The organism is Legionella sp. (assembly GCF_047605385.1).
Classification (GTDB): domain Bacteria; phylum Pseudomonadota; class Gammaproteobacteria; order Legionellales; family Legionellaceae; genus Legionella.
Window position 1 is genome coordinate 1 of the sequence record NZ_JASGFU010000046.1, and the last position, 21,213, is coordinate 21,213.

Genomic DNA, 21,213 nt, shown 5'->3' on the forward strand with positions numbered 1-21,213 from the left:
CGTGCTACCGAATAAAATGAAGTCGCTTCGCGACACTATTTAATCCCCCTCACCCCTGATCCCTCTCCCCCACGCTGCGCGCGGTGGAGAGGGAAAGCCCGGTGAGCTCAATTAAATACCTGGGGAATTACTTTTAATTTAAATATATTAGTCAATTTATTTATTAAATTAAGACAAAACATCCTCCGTTAAATTGGAAATCTATTTAAATCAACTCAATAGGGTCATTGCCATTATCGCACAGCTAAAATCTGTAATGCCTCACGAATGAGTTGCTCGCAACTTTTATTTCCATCATCCACTTTATTCACCGCTTTTAATGCCTCTTGTGGTTTATACCCCAAAGCTTCTAAGGCACTCACAGCTTCATCCTGGCCTCGCATTAAACTCATTGACTTATGTAAAGCCTCTGCAGTGGATTCTGCAAATTGTTTAATACTATCTCGCATTTCTACCAGCAAACGCTCCGCAGTTTTTTTACCAATACCAGGCAATTTAGTTAAAAAAACTGCATTTTCTTGCTTAATGCATTGAATAAACTCATTAGGTGTTGTGCTGGAAAGAATGGCCATAGCCATTTTAGGACCTACGCCATTCACCTTAATCAAAGCTCTGAATAGCGCTCTTTCTTGTCGGTCTAAAAATCCATATAATAATAAAGCATCTTCACGTACTACAGTATGAATATGCAAACCTATAGATCCATTTAACGAATCCAACTGAAAAAAAGTAGTCAAAGAAGTTTCAACGTCGTAACCCACCCCATGCACATTCAGTACTAATTTTCCTGGTTGGTGTTTATCAACAATATGTCCGTCAAGCCATCCAATCATCGTCTTAATCTCCTTAGACTCAAGCTCTTTCTGCGTAAAACAGAAATAACATTATGTCGCATGTGGCTATGGCAAATTGCAATTGCCAATGCATCAGCTGCATCGCTTTGAGGGGCGCTATTTAATGAAAGTAAGTTGACTACCATATGATTTACTTGTGATTTTTCTGCAGCCCCATAACCTACTACCGTTTGCTTTATTTCGCGAGGTGAATATTCACTGACTTTAACACGATGCGAGGCGGCTGCGACCATAGCCGCACCGCGAGCCTGTCCTAATTTCAAAGCAGAATTAGGGTTTTGATGCATAAATACTTGCTCAATAGCAACTTCAGATGGAGAATAGCGCTCCATCAGCAAGCAAATGCCATCATAAATTTGCAATAGCTTCTCGCTTAACTCACCATCAGCAGAAGTGCGAATGCAACCACTGTCTATATACTCTATGTTTTGACCCGTTTGTTTGATTATCCCATATCCGGTAACTCTCGAGCCTGGATCTATTCCTAAGATTATGGTCATTCGCTCATTGATGCCAAGAATTGTTCTGAAAATTGCGCATTACTATATACTTCTTGAACATCATCTAAATCTTCCAGCATATCAATTAGCTTAACTAAGCTTTCTGCAGACTCACCATCAATTTGAATCAAAGTTTGCGCACTCATAGTTAATTGTGACTGCTCTATAGTTAATCCTGCTTCTTGTAAGGCATTTAATACGCTATGATAGGCTTCTACAGGTGTAATAATTTCAACTTGCTCTTCTTCTACAGTCACATCGTCCGCACCTGCTTCAATTGCTACATCCATGACTTGATCTTCAGATACTCCAAAAGCCATGAGAATTTCACCTTGATTGGTAAATAAGTAAGATACAGAACCATCTGTTCCCAAGTTACCACCATTTTTAGTGAACGCATGACGTACTTCAGAAACAGTACGGTTTTTATTATCTGATAAACAATCTACAAGTACTGCAATCCCACCTGGGCCATAGCCTTCATAACGCATAGCAACCATCGCATCACCTTCTAGTCCTCCTACACCACGTTTAATTGCATTATCAATGGTATCTCGCTTCATATTGGCGTTTAATGCTTTTTTTACTGCATCTCGTAATCTTGGGTTGGATGATTCATCATCACCGCCCATACGCGCGGCCACAGTAATTTCACGAATTAATTTTGTAAAGATTTTACCGCGTTTAGCATCTTGAACTCCTTTACGGAATTTAATATTAGCCCACTTACTATGCCCTGCCATGATTTACCTCTAAATCAAAATTTAAAATAAAAGAAATTATACCTATTCTGTAGGAAAAAATCTTCATGATCTTGGCTTTATAGAAGGGTTTTTGCATTAATGTTTGATGGCAAAATATTACTCAATAATTGAAAATTATCATCGATAAATAATTTTAAAAAAGCCGTAACATCAATATTATAATGAGGAAGTGATATCACTATTCAAATAAATTGTATTTAATTTAATACATAAAGAAAGTATTCAGACTCGGATCTAATTTTTGCTGTTTAAAAAACATCTTTTTCTATCATCTTATTAGGGTCTGATATTCTTCCAGTCTGAAAATCCCGTCAAGTTAAATTTTATAGTACTGTTGTACCTAAATGAGCTTTCATGGCACACTAGTTAATCATCAAAGGACATAAGGAGATAAACAGTGTATTTGTATGGTTTTGGCAATCATCATCAAAGTGAAGCGGTTCCAGGAGCGTTACCCAGTAGCCAGAACTCACCACAACATTGTAATTTAGGACTGTATGCTGAGCAATTAAGTGGCACTTCATTTACACGCCTACGTCATCAAAACTTACACAGCTGGTTATATCGCATCCTTCCCTCGGTGGTCCATCAAGATTATACCTCCTATGGTAAAGAATTAATAAAACCTTATAATACAGAACAAGCACCTAATCCATTGCGTTGGTCTCCCATGCAAAATAAAGAAGAGAATTGCGATTTTATTGATGGTTTATTTCATCTTGCCGGAAATCAACACGTCATTACTTATCTTTATCATGCTACTCGCTCTATGGAGGACAAATATTTTGCTAATAATGATGGCGAAATGTTGTTCGTTCTCTACCAAGGTGAAATGAATGTCCATACTGAATTTGGTCTGCTAAATCTTTTTCCCGGCATGATTGCAGTGATTCCTCGTGGAATTAAATTCAAAGTGGAATTAGCAAGTAAAGAAATTAAAGGCTATATATGTGAAAACAGTGGTAATCCTTTAACCCTCCCACAATTAGGTTTAATTGGCTCTAATGGTTTGGCCAATCCGCGTCATTTTCAATACCCTGTTGCAGCCTATGAGCAGAATAAACAAGAAATCAGTTTGGTATGTAAATATCAGGGAAAACTCTGGGTTGCCAAGAGTGATCATTCGCCATTAGATGTGGTAGCCTGGCATGGAAATTATGCGCCTTATTGCTACGATTTAAGCTTGTTTAATACCATCAATACGGTCAGTTTTGATCATCCAGACCCTTCTATTTTTACTGTATTATCCTCAGAAAGTGATACTCCCGGTATCGCCAATTTAGACTTTGTGATTTTTCCTCCACGTTGGATGGTAGCTGAACACACTTTCAGGCCTCCTTATTTTCATCGCAATTATATGAATGAATTAATGGGACTTATCTATGGTGAATATGATGCGAAAAAAGAAGGATTTTCACCTGGTGGTGTCAGTATTCATAATTGCATGACCCCACATGGCCCAGATCAAGTCAGTTATGAAATGGCCATAAACAAAAATCTGCAACCAGAACCCTACCTTAATACATTGGCATTTATGCTTGAGACAAGAGATGTATGGCGGGTTACTAAACAAGCGATGGAAATTCCTGAAAGACAAAGAGATTATTATCAATGCTGGCAAGGATTGAAAACCTATTTTAAGGGTTAAATTTGCCTGAAACTCTTCTCTTAACCCTCATTGCCATAAGTTAAGCAAATTTTTCACTGCCTACGTTCCGCAACTTATTCGTGCAATCCAAAAATCTGGCTCCGTAGATGGATCCCGCGAACAAGTCGCGGGACGTAGGCAAACAATTATGTTCCTTAACTGAATGGTAGTGCCTCCAACCTCAAAGGGGTGTGAGGGGATCAAAATCGACAAAAATATTAGGATGTGTTGACAATTCACCCTAACCCATTAAAACAAGTCTTCTTGAGTTAATCCTACTTTCTCTAGTAAGCCACGTAAGGTTTTTAAAGCTTCAACTTGAATTTGACGCACCCGCTCACGAGTCAAGTCAATTTCTTTACCTACATCCTCAAGAGTTGCTTTTTCAAATCCTCGTAAACCAAAACGACGTGCAATCACTTGTTGCTGGTTTTCGGTTAGTTTATCCAAAAGCGACTCAATGTGTAAACGCAAGTTTTCATTAGTTAACAACTCTGCAGGATTTACGCTGTTTTCATCAGCAATGGTATCCAGCAGTGATTTATTTTCGTCAAACCCAATAGGTGTATCTACTGAAGTGACTTTATCGTTCAAGCCCAACAGCTTGCGCACGTCCTCTAAAGGCCTATCAACCATTTCCGCAATTTCTTCCGGGGAAGGTTCATGATCCAATTTTTGGGTGAGCTGACGTGCTGCACGTAAATAAACATTTAACTCTTTCACCACATGAATTGGCAGACGAATAGTCCTTGTCTGATTCATAATAGCGCGTTCAATTGTTTGTCGAATCCACCACGTAGCATAAGTAGAAAAACGAAAACCGCGATTCGGATCAAATTTTTCCACAGATTTCATTAAGCCTAAATTTCCTTCTTCGATTAAATCCAACAAAGGTAGGCCTCTATTTAAATAACGTCGAGAAATTTTAACCACCAATCTTAAATTAGATTCAATCATCTTCTTACGAGCGGCTACATCCCCTTTTAAAGCACGAGTTGCGTAATGTACCTCTTCCTCAGCACTGAGCAAGGGTGAAAATCCAATTTCACTCAAATACAGCTGAGTAGCATCCATCATTTTAAGAATGTTTTTACTGCGGCTTAAAGAAGATAACGCTGTATCATCCGAAAAATCATGAAAATCAGAATCATCCTCTGCTTTTTCAGCAAGCGCATCAAGCTCATCATCATCCATCAAGATCGAATCATCGTCTGCCTCAGACCAATCCTCGTCCTTAATTTCAGTTTCTTTAACTGATTCATCGTCATCTTGCATGATCTCACCTGTAATGTTTAGCCGTGTCTTAAGATTTTTTACACTTTTCAGGTTGTCGTCCCATCACGAAATCCCTTACAACATGACGAGCTGCAACTCCAGTATACATCTAATTGTTGCTATAATTGCACACTAAAAGTCAACTTTTTTGCAAATAATTCAAGGGGTTGACAGGGACACCTGCTTTTCTAATTTCAAAATGAACACCTGTATACTTATGATCAATAATACCCGCTTCAGCAATCACCTGTCCTGCATTCACAAATTGACCCTCTGAAACTATGATTTTAGCATTATTTCCGTAGGCTGTGAGATATTCATGGTTATGCTTAATAATAATTAAGTTACCATAACCTCTTAAACCACTGCCTGCATAAGCCACTGTTCCACTCGAAGAAGCAATTACTTTTCCCCCATTTCTACATGCAATATTTATGCCTTTTTTGCCTTGCTCAGGAATAAATGAGGTAACTACCCTGCCACTAACAGGCCATAACCACCCTGAAGCAGAACGTGCGTAACGTTGTAGAGGAGAATAAATTGCTCTTTGTGGTGCAACCCATTTAGGGTTGTAACGTTGATATTGCGGGACAGATCTTGCCGTTGCCGGCGTTTTATGTTTTATCCCCTGTAAACTTAATACTTGACCAACCTTTAAAGAATAAGGTGGGTTAAGATGATTTAAGCGGGCAAGTGTTCGATAATCCGTATCGTAGCGAAATGCTATAGCAAATAGTGTTTCTTCACGCCGAACTATATGTGTTGTTTTTTGTGTTGAATACGGTTGCCATTTTAACTCAGTTACCGGGGCTAAATTGGATCCGCAGCCACCAATAATGGTTACGAAGAAAAGACATAAAAATCCTTTGCAAAATGTTTGCATGATCGTAAGCCTCAAAGAGATAAATTAACTCCATTCAACCAACTCGACAGCTGTTCAAACATTTTATAATTTGTCATATCCAAATGTAAGGGGGTAATTGATACATAACCTTCATTAATGGCACAAAAATCCGTACCAGGCCCTGCATCTGCGGCTTGCCCCGGCAAACCAATCCAATAAATTAGACGCCCACGTGGATCATGATCTTTAACAATAGGCTCAGCCCCATGGCGTGTGCCTAAACGGGTTACTTGTAATCCTTTAATTTGATCTATAGGTAAATCCGGTACATTAACATTTAAAATCGTTTGTGAAGGCAAACTGTGTGTGCTTAATTGCATTACTAACTGTTTAGCAATTAAGGCTCCGGTTTTATAGTGTTGAATGTTATCCCCTGCCATTGAAATAGCAATTGCAGGTAAACCTAAGTAGCGTCCTTCCATTGCCGCCGCAACGGTACCTGAATAAAGGATGTCATCACCCAAATTTGCACCATCATTAATTCCGGATACTACCATATCAAAAACTGGATTTAAAAAGCCAGTCAATGCTAAATGCACACAATCCGTAGGCGTGCCTTCGACACTGTAATATTTATTTTCCAACTGCGTAATTTTTAATGGCCGAGTCAAGCTTAATGAGTTGCTGGCGCCACTACGGTTCCTATCGGGAGCCATCACTTCAATATCTACAATCGTCGCTAATTCTTTAGCTAAAATATTAATTCCTGGAGCATGCACCCCATCATCATTACTGATTAATACTCTCATCATTAACTCGCCGGTGACTCCAACCATTTGACCACTGCCAAATGTTCAGCTAAATCACGTTGATTTTGCGTAATATTCGCCTTTAACTCTGCATTGCCGCCTTCAGTTTTTAATTGCTGCTCTTGCTTAGCGAGCGTTTCTTGCAAAGATAAAATCTTGTTACCAAAATCTTGGGGACTATTTTGTAACTGATATGCTAACCTATTCATATTTCCAGCGATTACCCGCAATTCTTCGCAAGAAAATCCTTGCGGTGTTTTCCCGGGGCAGGCTTTGATTGCTTGTTGTAATTCATTAGGGTGTGTTTGGTAATAGAATTCATCTTTCTTCGCACAGGACGTTACTCCTAAGATTATTAATATTGCCGCCAAACACTTATTCATACCCAACCTCTTGATGTAAACTACAAAAAGTCGATATTATCACCACACAATCTGTAATTCCATCTTAATGAGAATATCCCATGCTAGACTTTAAATTATTACGCGATAAACATACTGGGGAAAAGTATATAGAAACATCACTTTGTGGAAAACCTTTACTAACAACACCGCAATTAAATAAAGGGACCGCATTTACTAATGAGGAACGCAAAGAATTTGGTCTTTTAGGAAAACTTCCCCATCGAATCGAAACTCTTGACGAACAAGTAAAACGCGCTTATCTGCAATATTCAAGTTATACCACAAGGTTGCAACAGAATATTTATCTAAATAATTTACATGATAAAAATCAGGTCTTATTTTACAAATTGCTGGCACGCCATTTAGGTGAAATGCTGCCAACAATTTATACTCCGATTGTAGGCACGGCAGTAAAACGCTTTAGCCACGAATACCGTCAACCACGCGGCTTATACATTGCACACTCAGATAAAAATCAAATTGATGAAATCCTAAAAAATCGCTCGAATCCAGAAATTGACGTGATTGTGGTTACTGACGGTGAAGGCGTTTTAGGAATTGGCGATCAAGGTATTGGTGGTATGGATATCCCGGTGGCGAAATTAATGGTTTATTGCCTTTGTGGTGGTATTGATCCAACACGTACACTTCCAGTATTTCTTGATGCGGGAACCAATAATCAGGATTTGTTAAATGATCCCATGTACTTAGGTTGTCGTCATCCACGAATTAGCGGTCAAGATTATGATGATTTTATTGATGCCTTCGTTAACGGCATTCATAAACAATTCCCTAATGCATTCCTGCATTGGGAAGATTTGGGCCGCAATAACGCACGCCGAATTTTAGATCGCTTCCAAAACCAATTATGTACCTTTAATGATGATATTCAAGGAACTGGAGCTGTGACTCTAGCAGCATTATTAGCTGCCTGTGATGTAACGAACTCTAAATTACATGACCAACGTATCGTTGTTTTTGGTGCGGGCTCTGCAGGAACAGGTATCAGTGATCAAATTATTGATTTGCTGCTTCAAAATGGATTAAGCTCAGAAGAAGCATATCAGCGTTTTTGGTTAATTGACCGGCAAGGCTTATTACTCAATAACGATCCTGAATTAACTGAAGCGCAAAAACCTTATGCGCGCAATCCTAAAGAGATAACCAAATGGTCTATCAATGAAAAACAGCATCCTTCACTTACCGATACAATAAGACATGTGAAACCTACCGTCTTAATTGGCTGCTCAGCGCAAGCTGGTTCGTTTTCCCAGGACATTATAGAAATCATGGCTAAGGCTTGTGAGCGTCCTATTATTTTCCCATTATCCAATCCAGATGAAAAATGCGAAGCTAAGCCCGCAGATATTTTAACCTGGAGCCAAGGACGTGCACTCATAGCTACTGGTACTGCATTCCCACCAGTTGAATACCATAATCGTATGGTACAAATTGCACAGTGCAATAATGCCTTAGTATTTCCGGGTATTGGTCTTGGTGTTCTTGCAGTCAACGCAGCCAAATTATCCAAAGAAATGATTCTCGCTGCTGCCCAGGCTTTATGTAAATTTGCCCCAAGTAAAAAAGACAGTTTCTTACCTTTATTGCCTTCGCTAGATGATGCACAATTGGTTGCTAAAGAAATTGCCGTAGCTGTAGCGCGTTGTGCTATTGAATTAGGTTATGCTCAAACTAATCAGGATGCAGATTTGGAAAAGTTAATTAACGATATGTATTGGGAGCCTCGATATTTGCCATTTAAAAAAAGCTAGAGTATATCCTTAAATATTAACCATTATGGAGCCTCTACGCCAATCAAGTGTTACTTGCGCTGATGCAAGTGGTAGGTGAGAACAGCACAAAACTGGCATTATCAAGAACTCATGGATGGTTTATTCAAAATGATATCGTGCTACTTCGCAGGAGATTCCTCGCTACACTCGGAAAGACGTCACATTTTAAATGGGACAGCCGTGCTGCATGCCCCTATTATAATTCCTTTCCTAGTGTTTGTTGGGTATAATCCAGAGTCCTTTCGCTATACTCTCTGTGAACGCTCGAAAAAAATGAGCTGCTACTCGAATAAAGTGAACGTATTGTATTGCGTGCACTATCGGTAAAATCTACTGTAGTGGAATACAAAAAATCAATATATGGATGTTCAATTGAATAAAACATTTCTGCGAGAGAAACATCATCAATATGATCCTTATCAATATGATCCTTTAACTTCTTCAACTGTGTTGGGGAGCTTTTGCAAGACCTAACCAGCTCTTGTAAGAGCGCAATGTCCTTTTTTAATAATTCGAAAATAGCCTTCAAAAGCTCTGGAAATTCGACCACATTGTGCAAGATTGTTTTACCCAGTGAATTTTTAATCCTCACTGCCTCTAAACGCTTATTTTCTGGCAATACTTCGAGAAAACTTACTAAATGTTCTGGAGCACAGACAAGATAATGCAGAATTGTTTGGCCAAATTGATCTTTAGTTGTCACTGCCTCAAAAAATTGCTCTTCCGAAAGTAGGTCCAATACTACATCTAATACTTCTACATGCCTTAGTAATAGGGCTAATAAGTTCGTCTCAGGGCCCCTATTTTTTAACAGATTATTTATATTGATAAAATGTTTTGCCACGATATTTTGCTTTTCACAAGAAAGAAACCCCAGTAAAAAAATATAATCTTCTGCCTCACGCACATAATTTTTTTTGAGTTTTGCCCCCAAGTGTTGGCATAGTATGTCTATTTTTTCTAACGGCAACTGCGAGAATAAGACGACGAGGTTTTCTAAATTGGTTATCGCAGCTAACCAATTACTGGTGATAAGGCCTGCTGGTTCAGTAGCAGTTTTTAATTCATTAAGAATTTTTTTTAATGATTCATCCATATAATAATGCTCTAAAGCTTGTTTTATTTCGGATAACTGAGCGGAATTGAATGTTTCTATTTTAAATGATGAAAAGAGTTCAACCAATGATATCATGTATAGAGACCAAGCAAGTTAATTTGGAATTATTATATCACAATGAATGATAATTAAACATTGCGTGGAATATGAATTGTCATTTAAATAGATTCATCATATCCACTAAGAGATTAACAAAAACATCATAGATTAATCCTTAATAAAATTAATCTTCACTGTTTTTATGACCGCTGTTTTCGGCTCCCAAGATCGCGCATACTTAAGTTGAACCTCTGTGCTAGGAGGAAAATTTTTTCCCTTTTGTAGATTAAAAGTAAAATGAACTTGTCCGCCGGCACCAATCAAATTGGTCTTTGGCTTTTCATAAGTACGCATGCCAAGTGTTAACAAATTTTTATCATATTGCACCACTGTCCATTGAAATCCTGTACTTGGGTTTGCAGGCACAGACAGAACAAAGCCAGGATCGTTAACATTCACATCTAATGATAACCCCTCATCAGCATGAACACTCATAGAACATATTAATAATAAACTGCTAAATGCCACTTTCATTAGTATTCTCCATCTACTTTCTCTACAAAATAGTTTAGCTGAATTTTAAATACATAAGCAGAATTCTGGAAATGCCACTACACTGTATATAAGTAACATTTGACTTTATTATTTTACAATAAGTTATTGTATTTACTTTAAAGGCTCATATGTTTGAAAAAATTTATAATACAGCCTTACAAGCTACAGATATTTATGAATTGGAAAAAGCTTTGGAAGGTGTGCATTTAGATGCATTGGATAACTCACCTCCTTATTTTACCCCTGCCGGTAAATTAGCAGCGAGTGGCCAGCAGAAAGCAGCGGAAATGTTACGTGCAATAGGAGCCATGGTCGATTCTATTGCTATGGGATATGCTCTTGCGGGCAATCATCGCATGGTTGAAGAATATCGCATTGCACATCGCGCCGATCCGAGCTCAATTGCTATGGGTTATGCTCTATCTGGTGATCATGAGCAAACAGAACAATATCGAACAAAATGCAATGCGAATGTTAATTCAATTGCTATGGGTTATGTTCATGCTCATAATTATAACAAAGTTGAAGAATATCACTCTCAATACCATGCCAATGTTAATGCAATTGCCATGGCTTATGCGCAATCAGGTAACCATAGCAAAGTTGAATATTATCAAATTCAGCATAAGGCAGACATTAAAGCCATTGCCATGGGCTATGCGCTAGCGGGTAATCATGCCAAGGTAGATGAATATCGCAAACAATTTAAAGCCGATACCAATACCATTGTTATGGGTTATGCTCTTGCAGGTAATCATAATAAAGTTGAAGAATATCGCCGTGAATTTAAAGCTTCTGTCGATGCAATTGCTATAGGCTATGCTCAAGCAAACAATCATACCCAAGTTGAAAAATATCGCTCACGATATAATGCAGATGTTAATTCAATTGCTATGGGCTATGCTTTAGCCAATAATCACACTTTAGTCGAAGAATATCGACTGATGTTCCATGCGGATGCCGGCCTTATTACTATAGGCTATGCGCGTAATGGTAATCATGCAAAAGTTGAAGAGTATCGTACACGCCATTTAGTAGATCCTGGATGTATTGCCATGGGATATGCACTCGCAGGCAATCATAGTCGAGTAGAACATTATAGAAAACATTATAATGCGTCAATAAAAGCAATTGCCCAAGGCTATGCTCGTTCGAATGATACTTATCCTGCTCTTTATACTGCAGTCAATATTTTAAGTAAGCATGGCGTTGCCGGCCATGCAGTGATCGACGTACTTTCACGTTTACGCAATGGCCAAGATCAGCGTTGGAATCCTTTCTGGATGAATAGTGGTTATAAAATTGACTGTATTATCAATGCCATTGAAGGTTTAAAGTTTTCTGACAAACTCGAAGAGCTTATCAGTAATCCCAAATCTGAAATTTATATTGCCTTAAATATGCACCGGGCTGCATTTGTCAATTTTTTCAGCTGGCTAGGTTTTTCTCATGCACGTTCCTTAATTTATGTTAAAAATAAAATCGCTAAAAAGAAGAAAAGATAAACATACACCCTATACTTATCTCATCCATAAAATAAAAGAAGCACAGGTCTTTCTATTTATTTGCACAAACTAATAGGCAACTGAGGCATCTGTGCGATAAAGTTAGCCAATGCTTCTCGTTTCACCTTCTTCTTCTATGTCGGCTTTCCGTGTTCATTTACTCCATGTAATTGGAAAACATCTTTTGCCAAATCTATCCCTAGTACAGTACTATTGCTCATGGACTCTCCTTTCTTTTTTAGTTTCTAGCGAAACCATTTTGGCTCATCTAGTGGCCCTTTAAAAGGGAGGATGAGTCCATATCATTGGACCTGAAATTTCTACACATGCCCCAACCTTAAACCATGTGCAGATCTTTAAGCATATTTCGATCTGCCTCCTCTCCCGCGCAAGAAATTTGAATAGTGTGTAAAAAAAATCATGGATGTTACCTAATAAGATATTCCAAAGAAAAAATTGACAATTTTCATAGCGAAATGAAAAAATAATACACACAAAATCAAATCACACGATTTAAGTCCATTCTAAAACCCTTTGTAGGAAATTATGAAAGTAAATCTAACCGACTATATCCGTAATTTTGCAGCATTCGATCCCAATTTTGATGCAACAAAAACCAACCCTCTTGTTAAAGTAAAAAATCTTTATCAAACTGTAAAAAGTTTTCTGCCTTCTTTAGAAAAACACTCAACTAATTTTCCACAGCTAAATGAAATTAAAATAAAATTGGTGGATCTTAATGAATTCTTTGCAAATATGCTATTAGAGCAAACAAATGGGGTAGTAAAACTTGCGGAAGGAGCCGATCTGCAAGTGGCAAAAAGCCGTAATAAAAATCTCCATGTATTAGCAAAAAAAATTATTCAAAATCCTGAGGAATTTATAGAGTCAATTAAAGATTTGATTGAGGAAGTTGAGAAACAAGTAAACAAATCTCAGCAAACTACACTTGATGCAAAGAAAAAATTAGACGAAGTAGATCTAAATCTTCTTACTAATTCAATGTCCTCTTTAGGATTTCAGGATAGATTCTTTGGTGGTGCTATAAATATCAATGCGAAAACAAAACGCTCAAACACATCTTTATTTATTAATGGAGATTTTAAAGATTTAGCTAACCCAACAGAAAAAACCGAAGGTCAAGATGAATTATTAAAGATAACAGCAATGTTACAACAATTTATTGATAGAACGCATGCTGTGGATAATAAATTTGGATTTACACCTGAAGAATCACCTATTCATAGAGCAACTCCATAAATTGAGTCGAGATCAGAGATGATCTTACAACCATTAATAGACACGCGAATATAATCTTTATAACTTTAATAAGTGTTTAATAACTCACTATGAATTCTGGGCTAGTCCCAGAATTCACTCACCAACGCGCCAGTACTTCTTTTATTCTATGGAAAATAAGTGTATAGAACCAAGGATCTCCAAATCAGTTCATTTAGGTCAAATGGTAGAAATGTACATAGTATCTATTGTAAAAATTTCAATATAATCTTGATATTAATCCTTAGAAAGGAGATTATTTTATCTTTTGTACGTAGGAGCGCGTGTGGAAAACGAAACCATGGAATTTGATGTACTCATCGTCGGCGCAGGACCGGCAGGATTATCTGCTGCGATAAAACTCAAACAATTGGCATTAGCTGCAGAACAAGAACTTTCCGTTTGTATATTAGAAAAAGGCGCTCAAATAGGCGCCCATATCATGTCTGGAGCAGTATTAGAACCTAGAAGCCTAAAAGAACTCCTTCCTGAAACCTGGAAAAATGCCCCTCTAAATACACCAGTTAATGAGGATCTTTTTTATTTTCTCACCGCAAAACATGCTTATAAATTACCAACACCAGCTCCAATGCATAATGAAGGAAATTACATTATTAGTTTAGGTGAGCTTTGCATATTCCTGGCAGAACAAGCAGAAGCTTTGGGTTGCGAAATATATCCTGGTTTTGCTGCAGTTAAAGCCTTATACAATGCTCAGAACCAAGTCATTGGCGTTGCTACGGGTGATGTGGGTATTAATAGAAACAATGAACAAACCAGTAATTACCAACCTGGTATGCATTTACTTGCAAAACAGACACTATTTGCTGAAGGTTGCCGCGGAGAATTAAGCCAAAAATTAATGGCCCGCTATCATTTAAGAGATAAGGCAAATCCACAGACATATGGCCTGGGAATCAAGGAAATTTGGCAAGTAAAACCAGAACACCATGAGGCCGGAAAAGTTATTCATACTGTAGGTTGGCCTATGGACTATATCACATATGGTGGCTCTTTTATTTATCATTTATCAGATCTACGCGTCGCACTTGGATTTGTGGTTGGTTTAGATTATAAAAATCCCTGGCTTAATCCTTTTGCAGAACTGCAGCGTTTTAAAACTCATCCCCTAATTCGTTCCATTTTAGAAGGTGGGGAGCGAATTGCTTATGGTGCACGCGCATTGAATGAAGGAGGTTGGCAATCACTGCCTAAATTAACATTTCCTGGTGGCGCGCTCATTGGTGACGCAGCAGGTTTTCTCAATGTGCCAAAAATTAAAGGCATCCATACAGCAATGAAGTCAGGCATGTTAGCCGCAGAAGCCTGTTTTGAAACAGTACAGGAAATGAGTGAAAATCAGCTCGAACTAATCAATTATCCCGAAAAAATTAAAAACTCTTGGTTAGAAAAAGAATTGTATGCCGTACGTAATATAAGACCAGGATTTAGATACGGTCTTATTCCCGGTTTAATCAATGCTGCTTTTGAAACTTACATAACAAAAGGTCATTCACCGTGGACCTTGGCTAATCACGCAGATCATTCCGCCTTAAAATTGGCTAAGAGAGCCAAAGAAATTAATTATCCCAAACCAGATAATGTGCTAACTTTTGACCGACTTTCTTCAGTATTTCAGACCAATACCTTTCATGAAGAAAATCAACCCTGTCATTTAGAATTAAAAAAAGCACAATTAGCAATTGATATCAATTTTAAAAAATATGCTTCGCCAGAAACTCGTTATTGCCCTGCTGGAGTTTATGAAATTGTTGAAAATGAACAAGGCCCCAGGTTACAAATAAATGCCCAAAACTGCATTCATTGTAAAACCTGTGATATTAAAGATCCGCGACAAAATATTGTCTGGCATGCTCCTGAAGGTGGTGGTGGGCCTAACTATTCAGGAATGTAACATTTATCATCAGCTCTTTCTGAAAGGCACAACAAGCTCCTTTGAATGACAAGCTGTCACAGGTTCCCTGATCTTTACGTACCAGCAACCTCATCGCACCATCGGGTTAATGAATTTTGCTGAATATAATCTGCTAACTGCTCACAAAGCAAATGCCGTGCTTTACTTTTTAAATATATGCTGCTGGTCAATATAACCTTTAGTGCCTCTTCACAAAGCTCCCAATGCTCATCATTTAAATTTGGTAACATCCTTTGTACAATTTCTTGGCGCTTAAATTCGGTCAAATGAGGAACAAAAGCAGTAAATACTTGCATGGCTGCTTTTCTAACCTTCAAATTTTCACTATTTAATTGCGGCAAAATAACATTAAATATATTTGCACTCCACGCTTGAGTTAAATAAGGAATGCACATAATAACATCCAACAAAGCTTCTTCATGAATCATACTATGAGGAATATTTAATTTAGAAAAAATCAATTCAAACACCAACTGACGTTTCTTATTGTGTAAATGCATCATTAATTGACTCATGACTTTACGAGAGACCTTGGCAACATAAGAATTTCTATCATAGAAACAAGGAAGAAGAGCATCTAATACTTTTTGATGATTTTTCTTTTTTAAGCGCGGAATAAATAAGAGCAATACTTGCAGTGCCATACTTCGAACAATCGAACTGTTGTCATTGAGCTTTGATAGGAAAGCATCTAATAAGAATTGATTATTCTTATCATTAAGCACCGGTACAAGTAAAAGTAAAGTCTGCAATGTCATATAACGACAGCCCCAATCATCATCCTGCAAACTGGGAAGAATGACACCCATAACCTGCTGATGTTGTTGATTACTCCAATAGGGAATTAGCGAAGCCATCAATTGTAAAATCGCATCACTCACAACCCAATTATTATCATTTAAGTGCGGAAGTATAGCTAAATATACACACTGGCGCTTTTCTTCATCTAAATAAGGTATGCAGGAAATAATAATTTTTAATGCAGATTCACGGACAAACCAATTTGTATCATCTAACTTTGGCAAAATGACGCCAAATACATCCAAGCACCGTTGCTCATTAAGAAATGGCATGCATTCCGAAAGAATTTTTGCGGCTGCTTTACGTACCTTAGATGTCTTTTCATTTAATTTGGAAAACAATATTTGTAACAAATTTTGATGATGTTCATCATTAAGATGGGGCATGCATGTAGTTAAAATTGTTACTGCTTCTTTGTGAATAATCCAATCCTTTTCTTGTAATTTTTTGAGAATTTTAGCATTTATAATTTGCTGCCCTTCATCATTTAATGGAGAAATGCAAGCCGTAATAATCACTAAAGCATCTTCACTAATATTCATGTTCATAGAGCTTATTTTGGGCAATTTTTTATCTAATAACCGACTCTCAAAATACGCCATGCATGTATTTATTACTTTTTGCGCAGCAAGACGAACTTTTATTTTTTTATCATGAAGCTTGCCATGAATGGCATCAAAAACTATTTCATGCTCTTTAAGATTTAAATATGGGATACAGCTATCTATAATATTTAAAACAATTTCGCGAAGATTCTCGTCAGGATCATTCAGGCGTGGAAGAATTAAATTAAGTAACTCTAAATGCCTCTTATTATTTAAATGCAATATCAGCACAGGTAATACTTTAAGGACCATTAAATTGTCCTCATAGCTAGTATTATTCTTATTGACATTATTTACATGAAAGCCAGGATTTTTTTTAAGTATATCCTCCATGATTTGCCTCACTTCAAACTGAGCCTGCTTTTCATCAAGACTTAGAAAGTGTAATAAATTCAGGTACTTTCTATCTGTATCAGCATTCTTGAGCAACTCAGTGAAACAACGAACTCGCTGCTCTTCAGTTAAAAGAGGAATCCAGTGATTAGCTTGGTAATTAATGACCAAGCAATTAACTACCTCGTCAGGAATAGTAAACCCTGTATCGATAGCAAGGGCTATCATACCATAGAGCTGTACATCTCCCGTTTTGCCCTGTGTGTGCTCTTTAATGAGAGAGCGCAAAGTACCATGATCATAAGAATCGCTAAAAAGTGAGTCGTTAGTTCTGAGTTGTTTAAATCGTATTAACTTTTTCAAACATCTCTTTTGCCAGGTAACACTTTCCTTATTGCGTCGTGAAAACAAGGCCTTAATCACCCAATAGAGTGACTCATTGTTTAACTCATCCATCACGTGAACTAAAGTCTCAGAAGATAAATCGTCAAAATTTTGTTCTTTCAATATGCTTGGCGTTTTTAACATCTCCTGTATCATCACAGGAGTAACAGCCACCATAGCATTGGTTTCCATAGAGCGTACCAAAAATAGCATGGAGTCTGGGTATTATACAGAGTGGGTAACCACGGTCAATTTATTACGCATAATACAAAATAATTTTACATTTTATGAGCAAATAATTAAAATTATGTACTGTTAATTTTTAATAATAAGCCTATAATATTTCTATAAATTCAGGGTGAAAGCCTTTGAATCTTCCACGATTTATTTTCTAAAGTATACTCCCACACATCGGATAACTCATCAGTACGGTAAGCATAAAACACTATACGCTGCGGTACAATTTTAAAGCCACAATATTCAGGACTTATTGGAAGCTCTTGATTTACAAATTTTCGTTCAATTTCTTCTCTCTTTTTTTCCAGGGTATCTTTAGAGGAAATAACTTGGGCTGAAATTGGAGCATAACTTAAAAAGTGAATTTGTGCCCATCTGGGATAATGTTCCCAATAATGTTTATTCTCTAAGGCAGTTAAGGCAATCGCGTTACCTTCAATAATGACTTCTTTTTGCTGCAATTCAAGCCAAAAGACCAAACTTACATGAGGATTATGTAGTAAATCTCTAACTTTACGTGTACTTTTTTGTGTAAAAAAAAGTACTGCCTCATCAGTAATTTCACGAATGGCTACCACGCGACTGCGGGCTAACCCCTCAATAGAAGTTGAGGATAAAACAGCATAATTCGGGTTAGAAGCTCCTTCCTCACGCTCATTGGCAAGCCATAAACTGAGCTCGATAAAAGGATTCGCTTGTATCATTATATTTATTCCTGTCGCAAATGCGGAAATAAAATAACATCACGAATTGACTGCGAATTAGTAAATAACATCACTAATCGATCAATACCTATACCCTCTCCCGCTGTAGGTGGCAATCCATATTCAAGTGCCTCAATATAATCACTATCATAATGCATGGCTTCAAGATCACCGGCATCTTTTTCTGCTACTTGTTTACGGAAGCGTTCGGCTTGATCTTCTGCATCATTTAACTCCGAGAAACCATTAGCAATTTCACGTCCGGCAATGAAAAATTCAAAACGATCTGTAACTTCTGGATTACTATCATTGCGACGAGCCAATGGTGAAATTTCAGTCGGATAAGCGGTAATAAAGGTTGGTTGGAATAATTGATGCTCTACTGTTTCATCGAAAAGAACCATCTGTAATTTGCCAAGACCATCTGTTTCTTTATACTCAAAGCCTCTTTCTCTAATTAGTTTACGGCAACTTTCAACACTCTCTAATTGCTCTGAAGAAATTTCAGGATGATAATGTAAAATTGATTCTTTAACCGTCATACGCACAAATGGTTTGTCAAAATCAATTACCTTGCCTTGATACTCTACTTGACGAGTGTCTAAAACTTTATCACATAAATACTGCAATAACTGCTCAGTAAAATTCATGAAATCATTGTAATCAGCATAAGCTTGATAAAATTCAATCATAGTAAATTCAGGATTATGGCGTGTTGAAATACCTTCATTGCGAAAATTACGATTAATCTCATAAACGCGTTCAAATCCTCCCACAACTAAACGTTTTAAGTAAAGTTCAGGAGCAATACGCAAATACATAGTCATGTCCAAACTGTTATGATGAGTAATGAAAGGACGAGCAACTGCGCCACCTGGAATAGGATGCATCATTGGTGTTTCGACTTCCAAGAATTGATGACTGTCCATAAATTGGCGAAATGCTTGAATAAGACGTGAACGGATGCGAAATGTGTTCCTACTTACTTCATTTGCAATTAAATCAACATAACGTTTACGGTATTTAACCTCTTGGTCTGCCAAACCATGAAATTTATCGGGTAATGGTCTTAATGATTTAGTCAATAATTCGACACGTTCTGCATTAAGCGTTAATTCACCGGTATTAGTTTTAAATAACTCACCACACACACCGACGATATCTCCCAAATCCCAATGCTTGAATTGTTCATAAAGTTCGGGGAGATCATTGGCTCTGATGTAGATTTGGATACGTCCAGATACATCCTGGATATGAAAAAAACTAGCCTTACCCATAATCCGCCTTAAAACAATACGGCCAGCTACCGAAGCTTTTACTTTTTTTGCAGCCAAAACTTCTTTCTCTGCATTTGCATATTCGTTGATCAAGTCAACAGCTAACCGCTCACGACGAAATTCATTTGGGAAATTAAATCCTTGCTCACGTAAATCAACTAATTTTTGTTTGCGTATCTGATAGACTTCACTTTCATCTAATTGTTCAATTTGTTGTTCTTCTGTCATGCTACTCCAACTCCCACCTTTAAACTGGCCTCAATAAATTGATCTAATGCACCATCTAATACTGCTTGAGTATTACTGGTTTCAACACCAGTGCGTAGATCTTTAATACGTGATTGATCCAATACGTAAGAACGAATCTGCGATCCCCAACCAATGTCTGATTTGCTCGCTTCCAATGCTTGTTGTTCAGCGTTTTTCTTTTGCATTTTCAATTCATACAATTTAGCACGCAACTGCTTCATTGCCTGATCTTTATTGCGATGCTGACTGCGATCATTTTGGCATTGTACCACAATACCGCTGGGAACGTGGGTTATACGTACTGCGGAATCAGTTCGGTTTACATGCTGACCACCTGCTCCTGAAGCACGGTAAGTGTCAATACGCAGATCTGCGGGATTGATTTCGATTTCAACATCATCATCAATTTCAGGTGAAACAAACACTGCTGCAAATGAAGTATGGCGTCTGTTGCCTGAATCAAATGGGGATTTCCGTACTAAACGATGCACTCCAGTTTCCGTACGAAGCCACCCAAAAGCATATTCCCCTTGAAAATAAATCGTAGCACTTTTAATGCCTGCTACATCACCAGGAGAACATTCAATAAGCTCAGTAGTAAATCCATGCTGCTCCCCCCATCGCAAATACATGCGCAGAAGCATTTCCGCCCAATCTTGAGCCTCGGTTCCACCAGAGCCGGACTGAATATCTAAATAAGCGTTGCAGGTATCCATTTTTCCAGAAAACATACGACGAAATTCTAATTCAGCAACTATTCGTTCTATATTTTGTACTTCAGAACCAATTTCATGAATCGTTTGCTCGTCATTTTCTACACGTGCTAATTCAAATAATTCAGTAAAATCAGAAAGGGATTGCTCTAAGTTACTTAAAGTAAAAACTACATTTTCCAATTGCGTGCGTTCACGACCTAAGGCTTGTGCTCTCTCTGGGTTATCCCAGACATTAGAAGATTCTAGCTCACGAATAACCTCTTCTAAGCGCTCCTTTTTCACCTCAAAGTCAAAGATACCCCCGAAGCGCGTCAACTCTCTCACCTAAATCGCTCAGATTTTGGTTAATTTGATTTACTTCTAACATAAATGTCTCTTTCAAAAAATTGACTTGGAATTGTACCGTGAAAGTAATTTTCTAGCTATAGTTTAGGGTCTACTGACCAGGGTTGTCCCATTTGAATTTTTGAGACTCCCTTCTCCCGCTTGCGGGAGAAGGGTTAGGGATGAGGGTATCTTTAATCCGATTAATTTTCAATTAAATCCAAAATTTTCTCCATTATCCCCTGTATATTGTTAAAAACCT

The 21,213-nt window shown here is 37.6% G+C and carries 18 protein-coding genes; 5 read left to right on the top strand and 13 right to left on the bottom strand.

The window, feature by feature from the left end; all coding sequences use genetic code 11:
* Nucleotides 1–233 precede the first annotated feature (233 nt).
* The 3 genes from ruvA to QM652_RS10450 are packed head-to-tail and all read right to left on the bottom strand — an operon-like array spanning nt 234 to nt 2,097.
* Entirely contained in the window at nt 234–833 is a 600-nt protein-coding gene (ruvA, locus tag QM652_RS10440; RefSeq protein WP_415075519.1) for a Holliday junction branch migration protein RuvA, read from the bottom strand.
* A complete protein-coding gene (gene ruvC / locus QM652_RS10445; RefSeq protein WP_415075521.1) occupies nt 830–1,354 on the bottom strand; it encodes a crossover junction endodeoxyribonuclease RuvC in 525 nt (174 codons plus the stop codon). The genes ruvA and ruvC overlap by 4 nt, the downstream gene beginning before the upstream one ends.
* Nucleotides 1,351–2,097: a YebC/PmpR family DNA-binding transcriptional regulator gene (locus QM652_RS10450; protein ID WP_415075523.1), complete on the bottom strand. Its 747-nt coding sequence runs from the start codon at nt 2,095–2,097 to the stop codon at nt 1,351–1,353. The genes ruvC and QM652_RS10450 overlap by 4 nt, the downstream gene beginning before the upstream one ends.
* Before the next feature lie 418 nt (nt 2,098–2,515).
* Here QM652_RS10450 and hmgA point away from each other — a divergent pair, with 418 nt between their 5' ends.
* Nucleotides 2,516–3,766: a homogentisate 1,2-dioxygenase gene (hmgA, locus tag QM652_RS10455; RefSeq protein ID WP_415075525.1), complete on the top strand. Its 1,251-nt coding sequence runs from the start codon at nt 2,516–2,518 to the stop codon at nt 3,764–3,766.
* A 249-nt stretch (nt 3,767–4,015) separates the two neighbouring features.
* On the opposite strand, the gene rpoS is transcribed toward hmgA, so the two are convergent.
* From rpoS to QM652_RS10475, 4 genes are all read right to left on the bottom strand, one after another.
* Nucleotides 4,016–5,041 carry an RNA polymerase sigma factor RpoS gene (rpoS, locus tag QM652_RS10460; RefSeq protein WP_415075527.1) on the bottom strand — a complete coding sequence of 342 codons (1,026 nt, stop codon included), beginning with the start codon at nt 5,039–5,041 and terminating at the stop codon, nt 4,016–4,018.
* A gap of 139 nt (nt 5,042–5,180) precedes the next feature.
* Nucleotides 5,181–5,924, bottom strand: a complete 744-nt coding sequence (locus QM652_RS10465; RefSeq protein ID WP_415075529.1) for a peptidoglycan DD-metalloendopeptidase family protein — start codon at nt 5,922–5,924, stop codon at nt 5,181–5,183.
* A gap of 11 nt (nt 5,925–5,935) precedes the next feature.
* Nucleotides 5,936–6,694 carry a 5'/3'-nucleotidase SurE gene (surE, locus tag QM652_RS10470; protein ID WP_415075552.1) on the bottom strand — a complete coding sequence of 253 codons (759 nt, stop codon included), beginning with the start codon at nt 6,692–6,694 and terminating at the stop codon, nt 5,936–5,938.
* A 2-nt stretch (nt 6,695–6,696) separates the two neighbouring features.
* Nucleotides 6,697–7,077: a hypothetical protein gene (locus tag QM652_RS10475; RefSeq protein ID WP_415075531.1), complete on the bottom strand. Its 381-nt coding sequence runs from the start codon at nt 7,075–7,077 to the stop codon at nt 6,697–6,699.
* A gap of 80 nt (nt 7,078–7,157) precedes the next feature.
* Here QM652_RS10475 and QM652_RS10480 point away from each other — a divergent pair, with 80 nt between their 5' ends.
* Nucleotides 7,158–8,870, top strand: coding sequence for an NAD-dependent malic enzyme (locus tag QM652_RS10480; protein ID WP_415075533.1), 1,713 nt, complete (start codon nt 7,158–7,160; stop codon nt 8,868–8,870).
* A 217-nt stretch (nt 8,871–9,087) separates the two neighbouring features.
* On the opposite strand, the gene QM652_RS10485 is transcribed toward QM652_RS10480, so the two are convergent.
* The gene (locus QM652_RS10485; RefSeq protein ID WP_415075535.1) at nt 9,088–10,083 is read right to left on the bottom strand and encodes a hypothetical protein; all 996 of its coding nucleotides are present in this window, start codon (nt 10,081–10,083) and stop codon (nt 9,088–9,090) included.
* Nucleotides 10,084–10,215: 132 nt separating this feature from the next.
* Entirely contained in the window at nt 10,216–10,581 is a 366-nt protein-coding gene (locus QM652_RS10490) for a protease inhibitor I42 family protein (RefSeq protein ID WP_415075537.1), read from the bottom strand.
* Nucleotides 10,582–10,730: 149 nt separating this feature from the next.
* Between QM652_RS10490 and QM652_RS10495 the strand changes: the two genes are divergently transcribed.
* The 3 genes from QM652_RS10495 (at nt 10,731) to QM652_RS10505 (ending at nt 15,300) form a co-directional block, all read left to right on the top strand.
* Nucleotides 10,731–12,107: a hypothetical protein gene (locus tag QM652_RS10495; protein WP_415075539.1), complete on the top strand. Its 1,377-nt coding sequence runs from the start codon at nt 10,731–10,733 to the stop codon at nt 12,105–12,107.
* A 546-nt stretch (nt 12,108–12,653) separates the two neighbouring features.
* On the top strand, nt 12,654–13,367 hold the full coding sequence (locus tag QM652_RS10500) for a hypothetical protein (protein ID WP_415075541.1): 714 nt from the start codon (nt 12,654–12,656) through the stop codon (nt 13,365–13,367).
* 304 nt (nt 13,368–13,671) lie between these two features.
* Complete coding sequence (locus QM652_RS10505) at nt 13,672–15,300, top strand: 4Fe-4S dicluster domain-containing protein (protein ID WP_415075543.1); 1,629 nt, start codon at nt 13,672–13,674, stop codon at nt 15,298–15,300.
* Nucleotides 15,301–15,374: 74 nt separating this feature from the next.
* Here QM652_RS10505 and QM652_RS10510 read toward each other — a convergent pair whose 3' ends face one another.
* From QM652_RS10510 to prfB, 4 genes are all read right to left on the bottom strand, one after another.
* Nucleotides 15,375–17,636 (bottom strand): HEAT repeat domain-containing protein, encoded by a 2,262-nt coding sequence (locus QM652_RS10510; RefSeq protein ID WP_415075545.1) that lies wholly within the window; start codon nt 17,634–17,636, stop codon nt 15,375–15,377.
* A gap of 161 nt (nt 17,637–17,797) precedes the next feature.
* On the bottom strand, nt 17,798–18,385 hold the full coding sequence (locus QM652_RS10515) for a pyridoxal 5'-phosphate synthase (protein WP_415075547.1): 588 nt from the start codon (nt 18,383–18,385) through the stop codon (nt 17,798–17,800).
* Nucleotides 18,386–18,390: 5 nt separating this feature from the next.
* Nucleotides 18,391–19,890 carry a lysine--tRNA ligase gene (gene lysS, locus QM652_RS10520; RefSeq protein WP_415075549.1) on the bottom strand — a complete coding sequence of 500 codons (1,500 nt, stop codon included), beginning with the start codon at nt 19,888–19,890 and terminating at the stop codon, nt 18,391–18,393.
* A protein-coding gene (gene prfB, locus QM652_RS10525) for a peptide chain release factor 2 (protein WP_415075551.1) occupies nt 19,887–20,994 on the bottom strand; the annotation gives its coding sequence in 2 pieces (ribosomal slippage) (nt 19,887–20,918 and nt 20,920–20,994; 1,107 coding nt in all). The genes lysS and prfB overlap by 4 nt, the downstream gene beginning before the upstream one ends.
* Nucleotides 20,995–21,213 lie beyond the last annotated feature (219 nt).

Bases quoted from the DNA above. Each gene is read 5' to 3' on its own strand.
- ruvA (WP_415075519.1), bottom strand. From the start codon at position 833: ATGATTGGATGGCTTGACGGACATATTGTTGATAAACACCAACCAGGA.
- ruvC (WP_415075521.1), bottom strand. From the start codon at position 1,354: ATGACCATAATCTTAGGAATAGATCCAGGCTCGAGAGTTACCGGATAT.
- QM652_RS10450 (WP_415075523.1), bottom strand. From the start codon at position 2,097: ATGGCAGGGCATAGTAAGTGGGCTAATATTAAATTCCGTAAAGGAGTT.
- rpoS (WP_415075527.1), bottom strand. From the start codon at position 5,041: ATGCAAGATGACGATGAATCAGTTAAAGAAACTGAAATTAAGGACGAG.
- QM652_RS10465 (WP_415075529.1), bottom strand. From the start codon at position 5,924: ATGCAAACATTTTGCAAAGGATTTTTATGTCTTTTCTTCGTAACCATT.
- surE (WP_415075552.1), bottom strand. From the start codon at position 6,694: ATGAGAGTATTAATCAGTAATGATGATGGGGTGCATGCTCCAGGAATT.
- QM652_RS10475 (WP_415075531.1), bottom strand. From the start codon at position 7,077: ATGAATAAGTGTTTGGCGGCAATATTAATAATCTTAGGAGTAACGTCC.
- QM652_RS10480 (WP_415075533.1), top strand. From the start codon at position 7,158: ATGCTAGACTTTAAATTATTACGCGATAAACATACTGGGGAAAAGTAT.
- QM652_RS10485 (WP_415075535.1), bottom strand. From the start codon at position 10,083: ATGATATCATTGGTTGAACTCTTTTCATCATTTAAAATAGAAACATTC.
- QM652_RS10490 (WP_415075537.1), bottom strand. From the start codon at position 10,581: ATGAAAGTGGCATTTAGCAGTTTATTATTAATATGTTCTATGAGTGTT.
- QM652_RS10495 (WP_415075539.1), top strand. From the start codon at position 10,731: ATGTTTGAAAAAATTTATAATACAGCCTTACAAGCTACAGATATTTAT.
- QM652_RS10500 (WP_415075541.1), top strand. From the start codon at position 12,654: ATGAAAGTAAATCTAACCGACTATATCCGTAATTTTGCAGCATTCGAT.
- QM652_RS10510 (WP_415075545.1), bottom strand. From the start codon at position 17,636: ATGGAAACCAATGCTATGGTGGCTGTTACTCCTGTGATGATACAGGAG.
- QM652_RS10515 (WP_415075547.1), bottom strand. From the start codon at position 18,385: ATGATACAAGCGAATCCTTTTATCGAGCTCAGTTTATGGCTTGCCAAT.
- lysS (WP_415075549.1), bottom strand. From the start codon at position 19,890: ATGACAGAAGAACAACAAATTGAACAATTAGATGAAAGTGAAGTCTAT.